This is a genomic window from Oryzomonas japonica (assembly GCF_008802365.1).
Lineage (GTDB): Bacteria > Desulfobacterota > Desulfuromonadia > Geobacterales > Pseudopelobacteraceae > Oryzomonas > Oryzomonas japonica.
Map to the genome: position 1 here is coordinate 521,257 of NZ_VZQZ01000002.1, position 22,572 is coordinate 543,828.

16 protein-coding genes are annotated in these 22,572 nt (G+C 60.3%); 2 read left to right on the forward strand and 14 right to left on the reverse strand.

Annotated features, from left to right (window positions below; genetic code table 11):
* Positions 1–111: 111 nt before the first annotated feature.
* From F6V25_RS05665 to F6V25_RS05675, 3 genes are read right to left on the reverse strand one after another with little or no spacing between them, the layout of a single operon-like run.
* A complete protein-coding gene (locus tag F6V25_RS05665) occupies positions 112–1,269 on the reverse strand; it encodes an ABC transporter permease (protein WP_151127627.1) in 1,158 nt (385 codons plus the stop codon).
* The gene (locus F6V25_RS05670; protein ID WP_151127628.1) at positions 1,256–1,957 is read right to left on the reverse strand and encodes an ABC transporter ATP-binding protein; all 702 of its coding nucleotides are present in this window, start codon (positions 1,955–1,957) and stop codon (positions 1,256–1,258) included. Before F6V25_RS05670 ends, F6V25_RS05665 begins: the two co-directional genes overlap by 14 nt.
* A gap of 3 nt (positions 1,958–1,960) precedes the next feature.
* Positions 1,961–3,175, reverse strand: coding sequence for an efflux RND transporter periplasmic adaptor subunit (locus tag F6V25_RS05675; RefSeq protein ID WP_151127629.1), 1,215 nt, complete (start codon positions 3,173–3,175; stop codon positions 1,961–1,963).
* A 242-nt stretch (positions 3,176–3,417) separates the two neighbouring features.
* Between F6V25_RS05675 and eno the strand changes: the two genes are divergently transcribed.
* Positions 3,418–4,707 carry a phosphopyruvate hydratase gene (gene eno / locus F6V25_RS05680; RefSeq protein WP_151127630.1) on the forward strand — a complete coding sequence of 430 codons (1,290 nt, stop codon included), beginning with the start codon at positions 3,418–3,420 and terminating at the stop codon, positions 4,705–4,707.
* Between the two features lie 74 nt (positions 4,708–4,781).
* Here the strand turns inward: eno and F6V25_RS05685 are convergent, their stop codons facing one another.
* Positions 4,782–8,282 (reverse strand): CheR family methyltransferase, encoded by a 3,501-nt coding sequence (locus tag F6V25_RS05685; RefSeq protein WP_151127631.1) that lies wholly within the window; start codon positions 8,280–8,282, stop codon positions 4,782–4,784.
* 266 nt (positions 8,283–8,548) lie between these two features.
* Between F6V25_RS05685 and F6V25_RS05690 the strand changes: the two genes are divergently transcribed.
* Positions 8,549–10,138, forward strand: a complete 1,590-nt coding sequence (locus tag F6V25_RS05690) for a glucose-6-phosphate isomerase (RefSeq protein WP_151127632.1) — start codon at positions 8,549–8,551, stop codon at positions 10,136–10,138.
* Positions 10,139–10,294: 156 nt separating this feature from the next.
* Here F6V25_RS05690 and hrpB read toward each other — a convergent pair whose 3' ends face one another.
* The 10 genes from hrpB to F6V25_RS05740 form a co-directional block, all read right to left on the reverse strand.
* The gene (hrpB, locus tag F6V25_RS05695; RefSeq protein ID WP_275095307.1) at positions 10,295–12,832 is read right to left on the reverse strand and encodes an ATP-dependent helicase HrpB; all 2,538 of its coding nucleotides are present in this window, start codon (positions 12,830–12,832) and stop codon (positions 10,295–10,297) included.
* On the reverse strand, positions 12,829–13,728 hold the full coding sequence (locus tag F6V25_RS05700; protein ID WP_151127633.1) for a cation diffusion facilitator family transporter: 900 nt from the start codon (positions 13,726–13,728) through the stop codon (positions 12,829–12,831). The genes hrpB and F6V25_RS05700 overlap by 4 nt, the downstream gene beginning before the upstream one ends.
* A gap of 3 nt (positions 13,729–13,731) precedes the next feature.
* Entirely contained in the window at positions 13,732–15,438 is a 1,707-nt protein-coding gene (gene recJ, locus F6V25_RS05705; RefSeq protein ID WP_151127634.1) for a single-stranded-DNA-specific exonuclease RecJ, read from the reverse strand.
* 77 nt (positions 15,439–15,515) lie between these two features.
* Positions 15,516–16,091, reverse strand: a complete 576-nt coding sequence (locus F6V25_RS05710; RefSeq protein ID WP_151127635.1) for a tetratricopeptide repeat protein — start codon at positions 16,089–16,091, stop codon at positions 15,516–15,518.
* A 38-nt stretch (positions 16,092–16,129) separates the two neighbouring features.
* Positions 16,130–17,050, reverse strand: a complete 921-nt coding sequence (gene secF / locus F6V25_RS05715; protein ID WP_151127672.1) for a protein translocase subunit SecF — start codon at positions 17,048–17,050, stop codon at positions 16,130–16,132.
* A 15-nt stretch (positions 17,051–17,065) separates the two neighbouring features.
* Positions 17,066–18,655, reverse strand: coding sequence for a protein translocase subunit SecD (gene secD, locus F6V25_RS05720; protein WP_151127636.1), 1,590 nt, complete (start codon positions 18,653–18,655; stop codon positions 17,066–17,068).
* 79 nt (positions 18,656–18,734) lie between these two features.
* Complete coding sequence (yajC, locus tag F6V25_RS05725) at positions 18,735–19,058, reverse strand: preprotein translocase subunit YajC (RefSeq protein WP_149305859.1); 324 nt, start codon at positions 19,056–19,058, stop codon at positions 18,735–18,737.
* Complete coding sequence (gene tgt, locus F6V25_RS05730; RefSeq protein ID WP_151127637.1) at positions 19,059–20,207, reverse strand: tRNA guanosine(34) transglycosylase Tgt; 1,149 nt, start codon at positions 20,205–20,207, stop codon at positions 19,059–19,061. It abuts the gene before it with no gap.
* On the reverse strand, positions 20,204–21,235 hold the full coding sequence (gene queA / locus F6V25_RS05735; RefSeq protein WP_151127638.1) for a tRNA preQ1(34) S-adenosylmethionine ribosyltransferase-isomerase QueA: 1,032 nt from the start codon (positions 21,233–21,235) through the stop codon (positions 20,204–20,206). Before queA ends, tgt begins: the two co-directional genes overlap by 4 nt.
* A 14-nt stretch (positions 21,236–21,249) precedes the next feature.
* A complete protein-coding gene (locus F6V25_RS05740; RefSeq protein WP_151127639.1) occupies positions 21,250–22,407 on the reverse strand; it encodes a SpoIID/LytB domain-containing protein in 1,158 nt (385 codons plus the stop codon).
* Positions 22,408–22,572 lie beyond the last annotated feature (165 nt).

Here is a 22,572-nt window from a genome sequence, read left to right on the forward strand (position 1 = left end):
CAAAATTGGACCGCGAAGGCGCCCGAAGGGTGAGGCCGACACGGCCGAAGTCACAAGCAAGGCCGAAGATTGACGCCGCATGGGCGAAAAAGAACCCTTTCCGGACGGAAACTATCCGATTCTTCGCAAGCCGTCGGCAATCCCGATCCTGACCGCCCGCCAGGTGGGAAAGACGGCCGCCACCAGGCCGACCACCAGGCAGAAGGCCACATCCAGGTACAGGGTTGAACGCTCGACCTGGAAAACGGGGAAGAACGCGCCCATGATCTTGCCGAACCTGGCGGCCACCGGAAAGGTCAGGACGATGCCGACAGCACAGCCGGTCATGGAGATAAACAGCGACTCGCCGAACACCATGCCGGCAATGTAGTACCCGCGAAAGCCCATGGCCTTGAAGATGGCATACTCACCGATCCGTTCCCGGGCGGTCATGGCCATGGTATTGGCCACCACCGCCATGATGATGACGATCACCACGTACGACACGATGCGGATGGCCACCACGATAGCCTCGGTCATGGAGACGAAGCTGAGCTGGAAGGCCTTTTCCGTCTCGGTCAGGGTTTCGGCCAGGGAGTTCTTGAACCGCGCATCCACCGCCAGGGAGGTCTCCGCCGCCGTTTGCGGGTTTTTCAGCCCCAAGATGATGACGCCGAGCTGATCGGCCCGACGCGCGGCCGTCTTCTTCAGGGTTTCGTTCAGATAGTCCCACTGAAAGAAGAACTGGTTCTCATCGGTCGATTTCTCCGCGCCGCGATAGATGCCGCGCAGGACGAATTCCCACGTTCCCGGAAAGATGGTGCCCTTGAGCGTGATGCTGTCGCCCACCTTCCACCCGAAGCGCTCGGCCAGCCTCCGTCCGACCACGCACCCCTTGCGGTCGGCCAGAAATGCCCGTTTGTCTTCGGGAGAGAGCACGAATTCGGGATACAACTCGAAATAGCTTTTCGGCTCCACGGCAAAATTCGGGAAAAAGTTCTTTTCCGTGATATAGATGCCCCCGAACCAGTTGGCGTAGGAAACCGACTTGACCCCCTCCACCTGCCTGATCCGCTCCAGGTAGGACAGGGGCAGGGAAAAGGTCAGGGAGATGGCGTTGCGCGAGATCAGCCGCGCGGCCGACGAGGCGTTGACCCCGGCATACCAGGCGCTGACCACCGTCCGCAGCAGGCCGAAGGCCAGGATGGCGATGGTAATCCCCAGTATGGTGAGCCCGGTGCGCAAACGGTGGCGCAGGGCGTTCCTGGTAAGCAGCTTAAGAAGGAACATCGCTGAGCACGCCCTTTTCCAGGTGCCTGACGGTGTGGGCCTTTTCGGCGGCGCGAGGGTCGTGGGTGACCATGATGATCGTTTTGCCGAACGCGCTGTTCAGTTGCGCCATCAGGTGCAGGATCTCCTCGGCGGAAACCCGGTCCAGGTCGCCGGTCGGCTCGTCGGCCACCAGGATGGAGGGGTCGCTCACCACGGCCCGGGCGATGGCGACCCGCTGTTGCTGGCCGCCCGAAAGCTGGGAGGGGTAATGCTCCATGCGGTCGGCCAGGCCGACCACCTCCAGTGCGGCCAGCACATGCTCCCGGCGTTCGCGGCGGCCGAGCGGCGTCAGAAGGAGCGGCAACTCCACATTTTCAAACGCGGTCAGGACCGGGATGAGGTTGTAGAACTGGAAGATGAAGCCGACGTGGGCCGCGCGCCAGTCGGCAAGTTCCCGTTCCCCCAGGGTGGCGATATCCACGCCATCGACCACGATAGAGCCGCTGTCCACCGAATCGATGCCGGCGATCAGGTTGAGCAGGGTGCTCTTGCCCGACCCGGACGGCCCCATCAGCGCCAGGAACTCCCCATGGAAGATCTCGAAGGAGAGATCCTCCAGGACCGGCACCACCTGGCTGCCTCGCAGGTAGGACTTGGCTGCGTTGCGGATACTGACGACGATCCGTCGTTCCCCGGAGTCGGCCATTTCTTATTTTTCCCCGGCCAGGCGAATCCTGACCCCATCCTTCAGTTTATCCAAGGGCTTGAGCGCAACTTTATCGCCGGACTTCACCCCGTCGACCTCCACCAGATCGCCCAGCGGGGCGCCGCGGGTAATCGGCGTGAAGACCACGCGATCCCCCGTGACGAGATAGACCCCCTGACGGCCGCCGGAGGCGACGATTGCCGACGGTTTAACGGCGATGCGTGGCCGCTGGTCCGCCTTGTGGGCCTCCCGCTCCAGAAAGGCAACCTTTGCGCTCATCTCCGGCAAGATGCGGGGATCGGTGTCCACAAAGCGCACCTTGACCATGACCGAGGCCTTGGTGCGGTCGGCCGTTGGGACGATGGTGTGCACGACGCCGCGGAACCGGGTGTTGGGCAACGCATCCAGGGTAACCTCGCAGGGCTGCCCCGCCTTCACCACCGACAGGTTTGATTCGGAGACATCGGCCTCCACCTCAAGCGAACCGAGATCCGCTATGGACACCACGGCCGCCTTGGCATTTGCCGCCGCCCCCAGGGGGGTGATGATGTCCCCCACATCGGCATTCTTGGTCAAAACAACGGCATCGAACGGCGCCCGGATCAGACTGTAATCGTAGTTTACGGTCGCCCCCCGTAGCGCGGCGAGGGCAACGTGGACGCCGGCTTCTGCACCCGCGACGCCGGCAACGGCCTTCTTGTAGCGCGCGTAGGCCGCATCGTATTCGGACCTGGCGACGATCCCCTGGCTCAGCAACTCCTTCTCACGCAGGAACGCCTGCTTGGCGTCGACCAGTTCCGCTTTGACCTGGTCAAGTGCAGACCGGGCGTTCTGGACGGCTGCCTCGTTCTGCCGCACGGCCGCCTCAAGGTCCTTGTTCTCCAGCCGGGCAATAACCTGGCCGGTCGTAACCCGGCTTCCCTCCTCGACCCCCAGCCATTCCAACCGGCCGGTGGTCTTGGCGGCCACCGCCGCCTTCCGTTGGGCCACCACATATCCGCTTGCATTCAACAGGGTAAATGACTGGGTCGGAAATACCTGGGAGACGTTGGTGGTTTCGATGGAGACGGAGCGCCTCTGCACTGCCAGCAGTACGACTCCGGCGACGATCACGGCGAAAACGACGACCCAAAGACGCGTGCGCTTGCCCGCGCCCCGTTTGTGAGAGGACGGGCGGGATTTGTCGATGGTGAGACGATCCAGGGAATCTGACGGCATGAATGCCTTCTCCACTAATCAGGGGGATTCCATCCGCAAACAATGGCGAGGTTATTTCATACCATTATTACAACGTAATGTGAATATCTGTATGCCGAACCGATGGGGATATTTCTGAGCAGCCACACATTTTTTCCCGGCATGTCTGTATTTATTGGAAGTAATGTGATATAGAAATAGTGTTTTGTGTTTACGGAGACAACGTATCTCCATACCAACTAATTCCATGCAAGGGGGCAGCAATGAGTGAAATCGTAGATGTCTACGCTCGGGAGATCCTGGATTCCCGCGGAAATCCGACACTGGAAGTGGAGGTGTTTCTCGAATCCGGGGCCTTTGGGCGGGCCGCCGTTCCCTCCGGTGCATCAACCGGCGAACGTGAGGCCCTCGAACTGCGCGACGGCGACAAGTCCCGGTACCTGGGCAAAGGCGTCCTCAAGGCGGTGGACAACGTCAACAATCAGATCGCCGACGAGATTGTCGGCATGGAGTCCGACGACCAGATCGGCATCGACATGAAGATGCTGGAACTGGACGGCACCGAATACAAGAGCAACCTGGGCGCCAACGCCATCCTGGGCGTGTCCCTGGCAGTGGCAAAGGCGGCCGCCGAGGAGGCGGGACAGCCGCTGTACAAATATATCGGCGGCGCCGGCGCCCGCGAACTGCCGTTGCCGATGATGAACATCCTCAACGGCGGCGCCCATGCCGACAACAATGTTGATATCCAGGAATTCATGATCATGCCGGCCGGGGCGAAAAACTTCGCCAGTGCCCTGCGTATGGGCGCCGAGGTCTTTCACGCCCTCAAATCCGTGCTCAAAGGCAAAGGCTACAACACCGCCGTCGGGGACGAGGGTGGTTTCGCCCCCAACCTGAAATCCAACGAAGAGGCCCTGGAAGTCATCATGGAGGCCATCGCAAAGGCCGGCTACAAGCCGGGCGAAGACGTGCTGCTGGCCCTGGACGTGGCCTCGTCGGAACTGTTCAAGGACGGCGTCTATACCCTGGAGAACGAGGCCGAACCAAAGAAAAGTTCCGACCAACTGATCGACTTCTACGAGAACCTGGTCAACAAGTACCCGATCGTCTCCATCGAAGACGGCATGGCCGAAAACGATTGGGACGGCTGGAAAAAGATGACCGAGCGCCTGGGCAAGCGCATCCAGATCGTGGGCGACGACCTGTTCGTCACCAATCCCAAGATCCTCAAGGAAGGCATTCAGAAGGGTATCGCCAACTCGATCCTGATCAAGCTCAACCAGATCGGCACCCTGACCGAGACCCTGGAGGCCATCGAGATGGCCAAACGGGCTGGCTACACCACGGTCATCTCCCACCGCTCGGGCGAAACCGAGGACACCACCCTGGCCGACCTGGCCGTGGCGGTCAATGCCGGCCAGATCAAGACCGGCTCCCTCTGCCGCACCGATCGCGTTGCCAAGTACAACCAGTTGCTGCGTATCGAGGACGAGTTGGACAACGTGGCCCTGTTCAGGGGACACGACGTGTTCTACAACATTAAGAAATAGCTAGTAACATACTAATTACACGCCAAAAAGGCGGGAGCAATCCCGCCTTTTTGTGTTCCGGTTTCCCTACCCGTTCAAACCTCTATCCTGAATTCCGCGCCATCGGCGATATTGCGTGCCGTAAGCCTGCCGTTCATATTCTTTTCTATGATGGCTTTCGACATGAACAGCCCCACCCCGGTCCCCTTGTCCGGCCCCTTGGTGGTGAAATACGGCTCGAAAATCTTGCCCATGGTGTCCCCGGCAATGCCGCCGGCGTTGTCGGTGATGGTCACAATGGAGCGCCCCTCTTCCATGCCTATGGTCACCACAACCTTGGCATCGTCGGGGCGCTTGTCCAGCAACGCATCCCTGGCGTTCAGCAGGATGTTCAGCAGAGCCTGGGAGTACTCGTTCGGATAGCCGGAAACCATGGGGTTGGCGTTCGCCTGGGTCTCAACCGCAACCTGCTGGTTTTTGAAACTCTCCTCTACCAGCGCCAGGGTCTTTACAACCACATCCCGGATCGCAAATTCGACCTTTTCCTTGTCGGGTTTGAAAAAATTTCTGAAGTCTTCGATGGTCTGGGACATGTGATTGACCAATCCCATCGCCTTGCCGACGGTTTCGTCCAGAAATTCCTGGTTGAACTGTTCCATGCCGTAAAACAGCCGTATCTGCTGAACCAGGAGCCCCAGTACGTTCAGCGGCTGGCGCCACTGGTGGGCGATATTGTTGATCATTTCGCCCATGGCCGCCAGACGGCTTTGCTGCAGGAGCATCTGTTCCTTTTTACGCAGGGCCTCCAGGGCGTGCAGCCGTTCGCTGGTTTCTTTCCGCAGGGATGACAGCGCCGTAGCCAACTCCTCGGTGCGTTCCGCGACCCGGTGTTCCAACTCGTCGTGGGCACGGAGCAGTTCCTCCTCCGCCCGCTTGCGTTTGGTGATTTCGTGGGCATACATGCGCACAGCATTGAAACGGGGGATCAATTGGATCGTCTCGCCAAAGACCCTTTCCTGGATGGTAATCTCCCGATACAGGGTCGACTCGGTGGCCCCGTCCCACTCCTCCAGGATTTCCTTGACATCCGGGGGGAGGAAACGAACGGCATCCTCCCCGGCCAGCCCAACGGTCTCCAAAAACCGTTGCGCGGCCGGATTGGCAAAGACAATGCCGCCCGATGCATCCGCTTCCAGGACCGGGTGCGGATCCAATTGTGGAAACGAGGCGAGATGCCGCGCATGTTCCTCTTCTTTCCTTCTCTCCGTGATATCCCGTACTATCTGTGATGCCCCGGTAATGCGGCCCGAAGCGTCCCTGACAGGCGAGGCGGTCAGGGAGACATCTATTCGCCGCCCATCCCTGGCCAGACGTACGGTTTCCAGGTGATCAATCCGCTCGCCCACCTTCAACTGACCAAGTATCTGCTCCTCTTCGGCCAACAACTCAGGAGGGAAGAGCAAAGAGATCGGCTTTCCGATGACCTCTTTGGCCGGATAGCCGAACAACCGTTCGGCACTGCTGTTCCAGGTACTGATACGGCCGTCCAGCCCCTTGGAGATAATGGCGTTATCAGATGATTCGACAATGGCCGCCAGCCGGGCCCGTGTCTCTTCGGCCTTTTTATGCCCGCTGATGTCGACAAGGGTGATGACGATACCATTGATGACTCCTTCGTGGTTACGATAGGGGAGTACCCTCTTGAGGTAACAGCGCCCCTCTTTCAGGGTGGTGACTTCCCGCTCGGCAATGGGATGCCCCCCCAGCACCTTGATGGCATCACGGGAAAGCGCCGGCCAGTCGAGCTTTCCCGCCAGGTGTTGGAAGGGGCGGCCCAGATCGGCCGGGATCAGGCTGAAGATGGCGGCCATGGCGGGGGAAAAACGTTTGATGGCAAGCTGCCGGTCAAGAAAGATGGCCGCGATCTCGGAACTGGCGAAGAAATTTTCCATGTCGCTGTTAACCCGATTGAGCTCTTCCACCTTCTGCTGCAATTCGGTGTTGACGCCAAGCAGTTCCTCATTGAGCGCCTGCAACTCCTCCTTCGAGGTTTCCAGTTCCTCATTGGTCGCCTGCAACTCTTCGTTCATCGACTGGTATTCTTCGTTGATCGTGATGAGCTCCTCACTGGAGGACATGAACCCCTCGCTTGAGGTGGCGAGTTGTTCGACGGTGACCTGGAGCTGTTCGTGGGTGATGCACAACTGCTCCTCCAACTGGCGTATCAAGGCATCCTTGGAGGAGTCGTCGCCCGGAGCGATTTCGGCTCCGGGAGCCGGCGGAGCCGTAAGGGGCGCACGTATCGGTTCAAAGATCACCATGGCCAGGGTTACGCCAAGAGATGCCGCAACAAGGGGTTCCACCAGCACATTGACCGTAGATTCCCCATCGCCGTCAACAATCTTCACCCCCCGGAAGACAACCTGCCTCTGTTCGCCGAAGGCCGTATGGATCGACGCCCGTAGCGACGGCCGCAGAGACTTCCGCGCCATCTTCAAAATATCGCGGGACGGTTCGCCGACAGGCACTTCGAGGAAACGGCCGGCGTGGGGAGAGACATGGACCACTTCATATTTTTCGTTGATCATCACCCAGGGAGGGGCATAACGCTCCACGAGCATCTTCTCGGCACGCTCCGCGGGGGTATCATCCTCCGTGGCGTGGGCAGCCTTCGAAGAGCGGACCGCTCCGGCAGGTTTGGGGACGGGAACGGAAAAAGGGAAGACCGTTTCGCCGGACCGACCGCTCTCCCGACGCTGAAAGATCTTCCACTTCTTATGAACCGGGATGAACATATCGGTGTGCTGGCCTATCGTTTCCGATGCTCCCAGAAACAGAAACCCCTTCGGCTTCAAGGCGTGGTGGAAGAGGGGAATGAGTCGTTTCTGCATGTCGGAGGTGAGATAGATGAGGCCGTTGCGGCAGACGAGCAGGTCGAGGCGGGAAAAAGGCGGGTCCTTGATCAGGCTATGGTGGGCGAAGACCACCATTTCACGCAGGTGCCTGACCACCTGATAGCCGCCGTTCGTTCTGGTGAACCAGGTCGCGAGCCTCTCCGGCCCCACGGACGCTTCGATGGCCTCGGAGTATTGCCCGGCCCGGGCCTGGGCAAGCGCCTCCTCGTCCAGGTCGCTGGCAAAGATCAGCACCTCGGCGGTACGATTCTGGCTCTCCAGATACTCCCTGATCAGGATGGCCATGGAGTATGCCTCCTCACCCGTGGAGCAGCAGGGGTGCCAGATGCGCACCGGGTCGTCGGCATTCCGCCCCGCAAAGAGACGCGGGATCACATCTCGGCCAAGAATTGCAAACGCCTCCGGGTCGCGGAAGAAGCCGGTCACCCCAATCAGGAACTCCCGGCAGAGGTCATGGGCTTCCTGGGGGTTCGCGTTCAGGAGGGCAAGGTAGTCCGCAACTTCACGCGCATTGTTCATCGCCATGCGCCGCTCGATCCGTCTTTGGATGGTATTGATCTTGTATGAACTGAAATCGTGTCCAGTCCAGGACTGCACCAGATCCAGTATTGCAGTTAAGTGTCCACCTCGTTCGGCAGAGCACGCCGGAAGGGAGGTATCAGTCGCGGACGTTTTACTCATAGCAGACCCCTATCCTGAATTCGATCCCGTCAGAACGGATGCGACCTCATCCTGATTGCCCTGGAGAGGGGTCAGGTGACGGGCCGCTGCCTCTCGTGCCTTGAACCTAATAAAAACCCCGTGATGTTACAAGATAAAAGTAAGCATTCCCTGCATATTTTTTGTCCGGTCGCAACAAATCAGAGGACAAACGGTCTGGCAACTTGACAAACGGTGTGGACAGGGCAAAATGGCTCTGACGTTTACGACCAAAACCGGAGGTTATCATGGGCGATCCCACACTTTGGAAGCGTTATACCACCCATCTCTGCTTGTGTCCGAAGCTGGGGTTGTCTCTGGATATCAGCCGCATGGGGTTCCCTGAAGCGTTTCCGGATCACATGGAACCGTCCATGCAACGTGCCTTCACCGCCATGAAGGAATTGGAGGCCGGCGCCGTGGCCAATCCGGACGAACAGCGCATGGTGGGGCACTACTGGCTGAGAAACACCGCCCTCGCTCCGACCGGCGAGATTCGGGACCAGATTGCGTCGGCCCTTGACCAGATCAAAACCTTCAGCAAACACATCCACTCCGGCATCATAACATCTCAAAACAACGAAACATTCAAAAATATTCTCATCATCGGCATCGGCGGTTCGGCCTTGGGACCGCAGTTCGTGGCCGAGGCCCTCGGCATGGCCGGCGACCGGATGAGGCCCTCGTTCCTCGACAACACCGATCCCGACGGCATGGACCGGGTGTTCGCCGAACTGGGGGACGACCTGGGTCGCACCCTGGCGGTCGTCATCTCCAAGAGCGGCTCTACCAAGGAGACCCGTAACGGCATGCTGGAGGCCCAGGCCGCCTACCGGCGCGCAGGGTTGGAGTTCGCCCGCCATGCCGTGGCCGTGACCGGCGCCGGAAGCGAACTGGACAGGCTCGCCGCCGCAGAAGGGTGGATCGCCCGCTTCCCCATGTGGGACTGGGTCGGCGGCCGGACCTCCGTGACCTCTGCGGTCGGCCTGCTCCCGGCAGCCCTGCAGGGGCTCGACATCACGGCCCTGCTGGCCGGTGCCGCGGCCTGCGACGCCGTCACCCGCCAGACGGAGACCCGACAGAACCCCGCCGCGCTCATGGCCCTGATGTGGCACTACGCCACAAACGGGCGCGGGGAGAAGGACATGGTCATGCTCCCCTACAAGGACCGGCTGCTGCTCTTCTCCCGCTACCTGCAACAGTTGATCATGGAGTCCATCGGCAAGGAAGCGGACCTGGAGGGGAACATCGTCAACCAGGGCATGACGGTCTATGGCAACAAGGGGGCCACCGACCAGCACGCCTATGTACAGCAGTTGCGCGAGGGGGTGGCCAACTTCTTCGTGACCTTCGTGGAGGTATTGCACGACCGCGAGGGAGCATCGGTGCCGGTGGAGGAAGGGATTACCAGCGGAGATTTCCTGTTCGGCTTTTTCCAGGGAACCCGCCAGGCGCTGTACGAGAAGGGGCGCGAATCCATGACCATCACCGTGGAGCGGATCGACGCCTTTACGGTGGGCGTCCTGATCGCCCTGTTCGAGCGCACCGTCGGCCTGTACGCCAGCCTGATCAATGTCAACGCCTACCACCAGCCCGGGGTCGAGGCGGGGAAAAAGGCTGCCGGTGCGGTCATAGCCCTGCAAAAGGAGATCGTGGGACTGCTTGGGAAGGGACAAAACCCCATGACAGCGGACGAGGTCGCCGCAAGCCTCGGCAAGCCGGAGGCGGTGGAGCAGGTCTTCGCCATCCTGCGGCATCTGGCGGCCAATCCTGATCGGGGTGTTGCGGCGGTATGCGAGGGGAATGTCGGCGAGTGGCGATTTAGGGCGAAGCAATAAACAAACTAACTTCTGCCACAGAGACACGGAGACACGGAGAAAGTCAAAAACATAAATTCTCAAAATAAGTTGTTCATGGACCCAAAGCCTGTATTTTGAATTTTTCTGTGAACCTCTGTGTCTCCGTGTCTCTGTGGCAGATTTTCGTTTCCAGATTCAGTGACCCCGCGGTTTCGTCCGCCGCGTCGGCTGGGCGCTCCAGGGGTCGTCCGGCCAGGGGTGTTTGGGATACCGCCCCTTCAACTCCTTTTTCACCTCATGGTAGGCGCCGTTCCAAAACCCTTTCAGATCCCGCGTGACCTGTATCGGCCTCCCGGCCGGCGACAGGAGGTGCAGCAGCACCCCGACCCTTCCCCTGGCAATGGTCGGCGTATCCGACAACCCGAACAGCTCTTGCAGCTTCACCGCCAGTACCGGCCACTCCCCGACCGCATAATCGAGCCTGATACGGGAACCGCTCGGCACCTCCAGGTGCGTGGGGGCCAATTCGTCCAAAAGTCGCTGGCGGCGGTAGTCCAACAGCCCGAGCAGCAGCGGGGCAACATTCAGCGCCCGCAACTGTTGGGCGGTGCGCGCCCCTGCCACATGGGGCCCCAGCCACTCCTCCAGCGTCTCAAGCAGGTTTTCGTCCGTCAGGTCCGGCCACCCTTCTTCCGGCACGGCCTTGCGCAGAAGCGCCACCCGCCCCTGTACCCGCCGGACCGTATCATCCATGTCCAACAGTTCCAGGCGGGATGCCCGCACCGCTTCCAGGACCACGGGGCAGAGCTCCTCACTGCCGGGGGTGTAGGGGGTTGACGTAAGCCTGAGCGCGCCGATGCACTCCTCCCTGGCCGCCACCACACGTTTTTCCCGCTCGTTCCAGGCGATTGTGCTCCGCTGGACGATCAGCCCGGCGCATTCCTGGCGCAGAAGGTCCTCTCCAACCTCCGAGGCCAGGTGGATGATCCCTTCATCCTGACCGCCGCCGTCCACATCCACCGCCACGATGTATTCGGCCTTCCGCGCCACACTGCGGGGCGAGAGCCGGGCGCCCCGGCCGCTTGCCAGCAGATAACGCCCCTCCCCATCCCCGCGGCGCCGGGCCAGCCGGTCGGGATAAGCGGCCAACAGCAGCCGGGCTGTCGCCTCATCCGTATCGCCCGGCCGATCCTTGCCGGCGGCGGGCCTCAACAGGCGTTCCAACTGACGACTCACCCGCTCCACCGCTTTCAGGCTAGCCGCGTCGGCCCGTTCTCCGCCGGAACCGCCCTTGCGCCAAGCGTGCAGGCATTCCAGACGTTCCACGATGTCCGACGGCCCCACACGGGGTGCGCGCTCGCCTCCGGCCGTTCGGAAGATGTCCCGCTCGGAGACCAACGCCGCCAGATCGCAGCCGAGCCGCGCACAGCCCAGCTCCTGGGCCCGCAGCAACAGGCGGCTCAGGCGTGGGTGGAGCGGCAGACGGATCATGGACCGCCCCTGGGGGGTGATGCGCCCCTGGACATCCAGGACTTCCAGGTCGGCCAGCAGTTGCCGCCCTACGGCCAGGGACGCAGCCGGGGGCGGATCGAGCCACGCCAAGTCTTTGGGATCGTGAACGCCCCAGGCGGCCAGTTCCAATACCAGCGGCGACAGGTCGGTATTCAGAATCTCCGGCGGGGTGTGGGGCGTCATGGCGCTCAGGGTGTGGCGGCTGAACAGGCGATAACAGGCCCCCGGCCCGAGCCTGCCCGCCCTCCCCTTGCGCTGTTCGGCGGAGGAGGCGGATTCGCGCACCGTGACCAGCCGGTTCATGCCGCTGGCCGGGTCAAAGCGGAGCCTCCGCGAGAGGCCGCTGTCGATCACCGTCCGCACCCCCTCTATGGTCAGGCTGGTCTCGGCGATGCTGGTGGCCAGCACCACCTTGCGCTGCCTGCCGGGTTGAATGGCCCGCTGCTGTTCATCAAAGGGGAGATCGCCGTAGAGTTGATGGACCGCAATCCCCCTCTCCCCTAAGCCGCATCCGGCCAGCAGGGAGGCGCAGATGCGGATCTCGCCGCTGCCGGGGAGAAACGCCAACAGGTCCCCCTCGGTCTCGTGCAGCGCCCGCTGGATGGCGGCGACCATACGGTCGGGAAGCCGCGCAGGCGAGCGTTCATCCAGGTAGATTTCCTCCACCGGAAAGGAGCGGCCGGCAGAGCTCAGCACCGGTGCTCCCCCCATGAGACGCGCCAGGGGTTCCACGTCCAGGGTGGCCGACATAACCAGAATCTTCAGATCCGGCCGTACCTGGCGCTGCACATCCAGGCAGAGCGCCAGCCCCAGGTCGGCCTGGATGCTCCGTTCATGGAACTCGTCGAAGATCACCATCCCCACCCCTTCCAGCAGGGGATCGTTCTGAATGCGGCGGGTCAGAATACCCTCGGTGACTACCTCGACCCGGGTGGCGGACGACACCCGGCTCTCGAAACGGATCGAATAGCCCACCGTGTGGCCTGCCTCCTCCCCCAGGATGCGCGCCATCCAACGGGCAGCCGATGCCGCGGCGAGACGGCGCGGCTCCAGCATGACGATGCGGCCCGCTTCGGGCGGGATGATGTCCAGCAGTGCCAGGGGAACACGGGTAGTCTTGCCGGCGCCGGGTGGGGCATGCAAAACGATGCACGGGGACGTGCGGGCGGTCATGAGGAGACGGGGAAGGATGTGGTCAATGGGGAGCGGTGTCGTGGTCACAGCCTGATCAGGTCCTCATGTGCCTCGTCATGGGGGTTGATGTGGATCATCACGTCGCCCACATTGGGAAACCCCTGGAAGATGAGCTTCTTCACCCGGGTAGCAACATCGTGGGACTCCTTGACCGTCATGGCGGGGTCCATATCCAATTTGAGATCGATGATCATGTACTGACCCGAACGGCGGGCGCGGATGCCGTGGACATGCTCCACCCGGGCCACGCTCTCCGCCAGGCGGGTGACCTCACTCACAAAATCCGGCGGGGCGGCGCCGTCCATCAGGTCGTTGGCCGATTCCCGGAAGGTCTGGAAACCGATGTGCAGGATGAAAAAAGAGGTCAGGCCGGCCGCCAGGGGGTCCATGATCCCCCAGCCGAAGTAGGCCCCTCCTACGCCGACCAGGGTTGAGACCGACGTTATGGCATCCTTGCGGTGATCCTTGGCAACCGCCAGAAGCGCGGGACTCTCCAGACGTGCGCCGGTTTTTTGCGAGAAACGGTAGAGCCATTCCTTGATGATGATGGTGATAAAAGCCGCAAAAACGGCGATCAGGCCAGGAGATTTGAAGTCGCGGTCGATGATGGCATGGACTGATTCAACCAGTATCCAACTGCCGGTAATGACAATAACCAGGGAGACAAACAGCGCCGCCAGGCTTTCAGCCCGGCCATGGCCGTAGGGATGCTTCTCATCGAAGGGTTTGCGGCCCAGCTTGAGTGCTACCATGGTGGAAAACAGGGCGACGAAATCGCAGGCGCTCTCGATGCCGTCGGCAAACACGGCGTCCGAACGCCCCCAGTAGCCGGCGGCCAGTTTGAAGACCATCAGCACCGCATTGACCCAGAAGCCGATGCGGATGATACTCTCCGCCTGATCAAAACGTTCATTGCGCTGCATGCATCACTCCGTGGGGCGTAGGTCCTTCACCCGCAACTGCAGGGTGGAGTTGCCGTTCCATTCGTTCATCTCCGGAAAAAACGCTATATCAACCATACCAGGGAGTTCCCGGGACGCAAGACGGAAGGCGATGGCGTTGAAGTGGCACCCTCCCCCGGCCAGCCGCAGCTTCAAATGCCCGTCTCCCACCACGCGATGTTCCAAGACCCGGAGCCCGCGCATGAGCAGCACCGGTTCGGGGTTGCCGGCGCCAAAGGGTTCCAGCCGTTTCAGCTCCCGTGCCAGTTCCGGCGTGATATCTCCCGGCTGTGCTTCGGCATCCACATCCAACTGCGCCACGAGATCATCCTCCGTCAAGAGCCGGGCCGCTTCGGCCTCGAAGGCGGCGGCAAAGGCGGTGACCGCGTCTGCCCGCAGACCTACCCCCGCGGCGTACCGATGACCGCCGAAACGTTCCAGGAAAGGAGAGCAGGCCGTGACGGCATCCAGCAGGTGAAAACCGGTGATGCTGCGGCCCGATCCCTTGGCGCTGCCCTCCTCGTCAAGACTGATCAGGATCGTCGGCCGGTGATACCGTTCCACCAGACGCGAGGCCACAATCCCCACCACCCCCTGATGCCAGTTTTGGGAGGCCAGGACAATGCTGCGGCAATCGGGGTAAGCCCCGGACGTCTCAACCATTTCAATCGCTTCATCCAGGATGCGCCGTTCGGTGGCCTGGCGCTCGGCGTTGGCAGCCTCCAGATCCTCGGCGATCCCCTGGCACTCTGTCTGATCCGCGCTCAACAGCAGATCGACACCCGGAACGGCGCTTTCCATACGGCCTGCGGCGTTCAGGCGCGGAGCGAGGCGGAAGCCAACCTGTCCGCAACTCACCCCGCCCGTCACACCGGCGACCCGTTTGAGCGCCTGGATGCCAGGCTTTGTGGTGGCGGAGAGCTGTTTAAGGCCGTGAAAAGCAAATATGCGGTTCTGCCCGGTGAGAGGGACCACATCGGCGATGGTACCCAAGGCCACCAGATCGAGCCATTCCCGCAGGTCCGGCTCGCTGCCCCCCGTGAAGGCTCCCTCGTCACGCAGGGCCATGCGCAGGGCCACCAGCAGATTGAAGGCCACTCCGACCCCGGCCAGGGACTTGAAGGGGTAGGGACAGCCGGGTTGCATCGGGTTTACCACGGCAGCGGCATCCGGAAGCGTTTCCTTGGGGACGTGGTGATCGACAACGATCAGGTCGATCCCCTGCTCACGGCAGAACAGCGCCTCTTCAACCGCCGTAATGCCGCAGTCCACCGATACGATCAGTTTTGCCCCCAGGGCAATGATCCCCTGAATGGCCTCCCGGTTCAGCCCGTAGCCGTCATCGAAACGGTTCGGAATGAAATAGCGGCAGGAAAAGCCGGTCTGCCGCAGAAAGGAGACCAGGAGGGCGGTGCCCGAGATGCCGTCCACGTCGTAATCGCCGTAGATGCAGATGGTGTCCCGGTTGCGGCGTGCCGCCAACAGCCGCTTGACCGCCGCCTCCATCCCCCGCAACAGAAGCGGGTCGAGCATGTCAGAGAGTGACGGCGCCAGGAACGGGCCTGCTTCCTTGGCGGTTTCGATCCCCCTGGCGGCAAGCACGGCGGCCGTGAGCCGGTGCAGGGCAAGGTCGGTGCCGAGACGCTCAACCGTTGCCGCAGCTATCTTTTTCGTATTCCATTTTTTGTGCAAATCAGGTCATCCTTGCCCGGCGCCTTGACCAATGCCCGGGTAAAAAAAATCCCCCGTCAGGCGGGGGATTTTTTTGTTTATTTCGTGGCCGGCGGTGTTCCCTTACTGTACTGCTCGATCATGCCCTTGATCTGAATGGCGGTGGCGCTGGTCGGATCCACCTCAATGTATTTTTTCCAGTACGGCAACCCCTTTTCCGGCTGTTTCATGTCGACGGCGTAGACGATTCCCATATTATACAAGCTCTGGAGATGCTTGGGGTCAAGCGTCAGAGCCTTGCCAAAGTTGACAATTGCCTTGTCGTACCACCCCACCCGGCGGTACATGACCCCCTGGTCGGTAAGAACGTTGGTGTTGTTCGGGTCCAACTCCAACGCCTTGGCGTAGGCGCCGATAGCTTTCTGAGCCTGGTCGGTATCAAAATAGTCGTTACCCAGAGAAATCCAGACCGTAACATTTTTGGGGTCTTGGGCAACGACTTTCTCCGCTTCGGCAATACGGCGGGCGTAATCGGTCGGGCTGCCGGAGCCGGCCGGGATAGCCGGCATGGCCTGCTCTTGTTTATGGGTGGAGCTGATACTGAACACGAGATAACCGCCCAAAAGACCGGCTACCAACGCTACAACAGCTATGATTATATTTTCGTTTTTCAATGGCTGTTTCTCCTTCAGAATTTCAGTCCCTGAGTCGGTCAGGCCTTGCTACCCTGTTTTGCCAGAGCGCGATTTTCCAGCAGGACCACGATGGGGCTGGCAACGAAGACAGATGAATAGGTGCCAACCAGTACGCCGACCAGGAGGGCAAGCGAGAAGTCGTGGATCACTTCGCCGCCGAACAGGAACAGCGATGCTGCCGCGAGAAAAACGGTCGTGGAGGTGACAATGGTACGGGATAGCACCTCATTGATGCTCTCGTTGAAGATGGTCTGCATCGCCCCTTTGAGGTTTTTGTGCAGATTCTCGCGAATGCGGTCGAACACGACCACCGTGTCGGTCAGGGAATAACCGGCAATGGTCAGCACCGCGGTGATGAACAGCAGGTTTATTTCCTTGTTGAACAGGTAAAAGACCGCAAACATGGCCAGACAGTCGTGGATGGTCGCCACGGTGGCGCCGATGCCGAACTTGAAGTCAAAACGCCAGGCGATGTACAGGATGATGCCCAGAAGCGAAATAGCTACCGCCACCAGGGTGTCTTTGCGCAGCTTGTCGCCGATGGAGGGGCCGATCTCGGTGGTGCTCTCCACGACATAAGGATTATCGGCAAACTCGCTGGTGAAGGAAGCCTTGACAGCATCGGCGGACTTGCCGACAGCAGCTCCGGCGTTCTTGTCGATCTTGATCAACAGCTTATTGCCTTCCTTGATCTCCTGCAAATCGACCCGGGCGATGCCGTGCTTGTGAAGCGCCGTACGCGCATCCGCCATTGCTATCGGCTTGGCGAACTTGAGCTGCATGGAGGTGCCGCCGGAGAAGTCGATCCCCATGTTGGCCGCACCGCGGGTAATCTGAACGAGGCCGATAATGCCCAGAATGGCGATGATCGACGATATGACGAAGGAAATGTTGCGTTTTCCGATAAAATCTATGTTGGTCTTGCCCAGAAGATGCAAATGCATGTGCTCCCCCTATATGCTCATATTCTTGACGGTCCCCTTGTGCAGGAACAGGTCGAAGGTCACCTTGGTGCCGATCAGCGAGGTAAACAGGTTGATGATGACACCCAGGCTGAGGGAAACGGCAAATCCCTTGACCGGACCGGTGCCGAACTGGAACAGCACCGCCGCCGTGATCAGGGTGGTGATGTGGGAGTCCATTATGGTCAGGAAGGCCTTGTCATAACCCGCATCCAGAGCTGCCTTGGGGCTTTTCCCCAACGCAAGCTCCTCGCGGATACGCTCGAAGATCAGAACGTTGGAGTCAACCGACATACCGATCAGAAGGACGATAGCGGCGATGCCCGGCAGGGTCAGGGTTGCTCCCATGGCCGCCAGCGCCCCCATCAGATAGATTACGTTCAGCACCATGCCCACGTTGGCCACCATGCCGGACAGTTTGTAGTAGATCGCCATAAAGACAACGACCAGAACCACCCCGATCAGGCCGGCCATCAATCCCTTGTTGATGGAATCCTGTCCCAGGGAGGGGCCGACGGTCACGTTCTGAATGATCTTGACCGGCGCGGGGAGCGCCCCGGCGCGGAGTACGATGGCCAGGTCGGAGGCGGTTTTTTCGGTGAAATTGCCCGATATCTGGGCACTGCCGCCGGAGATGCGCTCCCGAATGACCGGGGCTGAATAGATATTGTTGTCCAACACGATGGCAAAGCGCTTGCCCACGTTGGCGGCGGTCACCTGATCAAACAGCTTGGCGCCCAGGGAGTTGAAGTCGATGGCCACATAGGGCTGGTTGAACTGGGAGTCAATGCGCACCTGGGCGTCGGTCAGCAGGTCGCCGGTGATGAGCGATTTTTTCTGCAGCACGTAGGGCACTTCGCTGACGGCACCGGTGGCCGCGTCCACGGACTTCTCTTTCATGATTTCAGCATCGTCGGGAATGGTGACCGCGGAGGGAGGAATATCCTCACGAACCATCTTGAACTCAAGCCGCGCTGTGCGCCCGATCAGTTCGATGGCGCGTTGCGGGTCCTTGATGCCGGGAAGCTGCACGACGATATGATTGATACCCTCGCGCTGAATGATCGGTTCGGAGACGCCGAACTGGTCTATCCTGTTCCTGATGGTCTCCAGGGCCTGCTGAACCGCCTTGTCCTTGCGGTCTTGGGCGTCCTTTTCGTTCACCCGCAGGCTCAGGGCGACAAAACCGCCTTCATCGTGGAGAGGGCTCTGCTCATAGGTGGGGTATTTGTCCTTGAGAAGCTTCTGCACCGCATCGGCAGTCCCCTTTTCATACAGAACCACTGTAACCGCGTCGGAACCGGTACGGCTGATTCGCTTGAAATGGAGGTTCTTTCCGGTCAGCGTGTCTTCCAGATCGGTAGCCACGATATCCAGGGTACCTTCGACCGCCTTCTGGGTATCCACTTCGAGCACCAGGTGCGTGCCGCCCTGAAGGTCAAGACCCAGATGGATCTTGTCTTTGGGAAGTACACTCCACCAGGATGGCAGTTTGGATACCAGGGTCGGGGTCAGGTAGAGAAACGACAGCAGGACGAAAATGCCTATAAGGCCAATACGCCAGCCAATTCCTTTCGGCATGAGGCTCATTCTCCCTTCGATGTAATTGCATTATATACCGTGTTGCACTTCGTGCCCTGTTACGGTTGTAACATTTTACCTAGTCTTTCTTTATGGTTGCGACATAGCTCTTGGTGATCTTGATGTTGACGCCGGGCGCAACCTCCATGGTCACAATGGTGTCGTCAACCGAAGTAACCTTGCCATGCACCCCGCCGGCAGTGATGATAAGATCGCCCTTTTTGAGGGCCTCCAGCAGGGTTCTGTGTTCCTTGGCCTTCTTCTGCTGCGGGCGGATCAACAGGAAGTAAAAAATGCCGAACATCAAAACCAAGGGAATTGCCTGCTGAAAAGCGGCCATTCCACCCGCCTGCCCTGTTGCTCCCCCTGGGGGCCCTGCCATCGCAAACGCTAATCCTAACATCTAGCTCTCCTCCTTTTTTTGAACGTGATTATCCGTTTGGCTACCGTAAAAGTCCCGGCGGAACTCAGTGAAGCGGTTTTCCCGAATCGCCCCGCGCATCCGGCGCATCAGGTCGAGATAATAATACAGATTGTGGTAGGTATTCAACTGGGAAGCCAAAATTTCTCCGGCCCGGTAAAGATGCCGCAGGTAGGCACGGGAATACGTGCGGCACACATGGCAACCGCATGCCGGATCAAGGGGTCCCCCGTCCTCCTCGTACGCCTTGGCCTTGATGTTGATCCGCCCTTGGCTGGTAAAGAGCATGCCGTTTCTGGCATTGCGGGTCGGCATGACGCAATCGAACATATCGAAGCCGTGCCACACCGCCTCCACCAGATCCTCCGGAGCGCCGATCCCCATGATGTACCGGGGCGCGTCTTGCGGCATGAGCGGGGCACAGGACTCCATCACCCCGTACATCTGCTCCTTTTCCTCCCCCACCGAAAGCCCGCCTAATGCGTAGCCGTCAAAGCCGATGGCGCAGATTTCGTTCAGGCTGCGGGCGCGCAGGTCGTGATGCATGCCCCCCTGGATAATGCCGAATAACTGCTGCCCCTCCCGGCTGTGGGCCTCCTTGCAGCGTTTCGCCCAGCGGGTCGTCATCTCCAGGGAGCGGCTGACGTAGTCGTAATCGGCAGTTGCCGCAGGGCACTCGTCGAAGCACATGATAATATCCGCCCCCAGCGCCTCCTGGATCTTGATGGAAAGCTCCGGCGTCAGCACGTGATAGGAGCCGTCCAGGTGCGACTGGAATTTGACCCCCTCTTCGCTGATCTTGCGCAGTTCCCCCAGGCTGAAGACCTGGAAGCCGCCGCTGTCGGTGAGGATCGGCCCCGACCAGTTCATGAACCGGTGCAGGCCGCCCAGCGACTCCACCAGCCGATGGCCGGGGCGCAGATACAGGTGGTAGGTATTGGCCAGGATGATCTGGGCGTGAACCGCCCACAGATCCTCGGGGGTCATAGCCTTGACAGTGGCGTTGGTGCCCACGGGCATGAAGATCGGCGTTTCAATCTCACCATGGGGTGTTTTCAAAGAGCCGAGGCGCGCCCCACACGAGGCGTCGCGGTGAATAACGGAAAAAGTGCCGGACACACGCCCTCTCATATCAGTAACATTGCATCGCCGTAGCTGTAAAATCTGAAACCGCGGGTAACTGCCTCCCGGTAGGCGTCAAGAACGAACTCCCGTCCGGCAAAGGCAGACACCAGCATGAGCAGCGTCGATTCCGGAAGGTGAAAATTGGTTATCAGGCCATCCACCACCCGGAAGCGATAACCAGGGTAGATGAAGATATCGGCCTCGCCGGCACCGGCCCGAATGCGGCCGTCGTCATCGGCGGCAAATTCCAGCGCCCTGGCGCTGGTGGTGCCGACCGCGACCACCCTGCCCCCCTGTTCCTTCGTGGAACGGATGGCGTTGGCGGTTTCGGGGGAGATGGCATACCATTCCCGGTGGATGCGGTGTTCTTCCACCTGCTCCACCCGCACCGGTTTGAAGGTCCCAAGACCGGTATGCAGGGTCAACCGGGCGCTGCCTACCCCCTTGGCCGCCAGCGCAGCCAGCAGTTCATGGGTGAAATGGAGCCCGGCCGTGGGTGCGGCCACTGCCCCAGGGGTGGAGGCGATCACCGTCTGGTACCGTTCCCGGTCCTGCACATCGTCATCGCGCTGAAGATAGGGGGGGAGCGGAATGTGCCCCTCCCGATCAAGCCACGAATCGAAGGGTTCGGCGCCCGAAAATGCCACCCGCCACGACTCCGGCCCTTGACGGGTGATCACCCGCGCGGTCATTCCGGCGGCAAGCAGGATCGGTTGCCCTTCCTTGAAACGTTTCGAACCGCGCAGGAGACATTCCCACTCTCCGCCATCGGCTGACAACCTTTTCACCAGGAACAGTTCCACACTTCCGCCGGTTACCTTGGTGCCGAACAAACGGGCCGGGATGACCCGCGTGTCGTTCATCACCAGCAGGTCGCCGGGACGCAGATACTGCCCAAGATGGGCGAAAACATCCTCACCGATCGTTTTTGAACTGCGGTCCAGCAGCATCAGGCGCGACGCATCACGCTCGGGAGCGGGGTAGCGGGCGATAAGTTCCTGGGGCAGATGATAATTAAAATCTTTGACGAGCATAACAGTACGACCGTTCAGCGAATGTCAGAGAGCATTTTGAGTTCTGTGCCGGGATAATAGTAGGAAAGAATCTCGGCGTACGAAAAACCTTCCAGGGCCCGCTGTTTGGCGCCCCACTGGCAGAGCCCCACGCCGTGCCCATTGCCTAAGCCGGAAAAGACCGCATCACCGTTAACAACCTTGACGGTGAAATTGGTACTCTTGATGACTCCGTAACCGACAGCCTTGCGGAACTGATCGCCGGTTATGGCGATATCGCCCCGTTGAACCACGGCAATGACGGTTTTCAACCGGCCCCGATTGTTGCGGGCCCCACCCCGGATATCCGTCAAGCCTGCCGCCTTGAAACCGGCGGCCCTGAGCCTGCCCTCCAGCTCTCTCAGGGGCAGCCTCTGGTCCCAGGAACTGGACGACGACAACAGGCAGTACTGGCAATCGACTCCTTTGAGATAGGGGATGCTTGCCCCCCACACATTCTCCGCCGCCTCGGTTTTGCCGCCGCAGTTGGAGTGATAAAATGCCTGAATGACGGCGCCTTCGTATGTCAGCACCTCGCCGGCTGTTTCGGAAACCCCTCGCCGGGCACGGCTGTCCTCGATCTCGCAGCCGTTATACACCTGGTCGATAACCGATGATTCGAGATGGTACAGCGCATTGCGCCGGGCCTCTCTCCGGTTGATGGCATAGGTTCTGGCGATCACCGCCTGGGCCTTGATCGCCTCGATCGGCCAGGCGGAGGATATCTCGCAATTGATCAACCCGACGAGGTAGTCTTCGAGGGGCAACTCGTTGACGACCACCAGCCCTTTATCGCTAAAGCTTATCTCGGCTATCCCGCGGTACGGTTTCCCATTGATCTGGACTGCCGAAGCCGCCGAGAAGACCAGCCGGCGATAGGTGACACCATCCACCGCCACCTCACCACGACTCGCCTTGACAGTCACCGGGGCTTTCACGGCAACTGCGGCGCCGCTTTCCCTCACCGCCAGGAGGCCTTCGCCGTCCACGGTGACACCTTGGGCGTTCTTGGCGATTGCGACCCTGATCGTATCTGACGAAAGCGCGGCATCACTCTTGCGCCCCGCTGAAACAACAAAGGCCGTGACAATCAAAAATCCGACCAGGAATATGCGTATCTTTATCAGTTGCAAAACTCGATGATAAGACCACATAAACGGGCTTCCTGTCAATTTGTTTTAATGTCCGGCTGACCTTATCCCCTGAAACTGTTCCATTGCAAACTTAGTGATTTCGGTCTAGAAACTCCAAAAGGAGACTAGACATGAAGCCGAGACGTTTCACCGAAGAGCAGATCATTGGCATCCTGAAACAGGCAC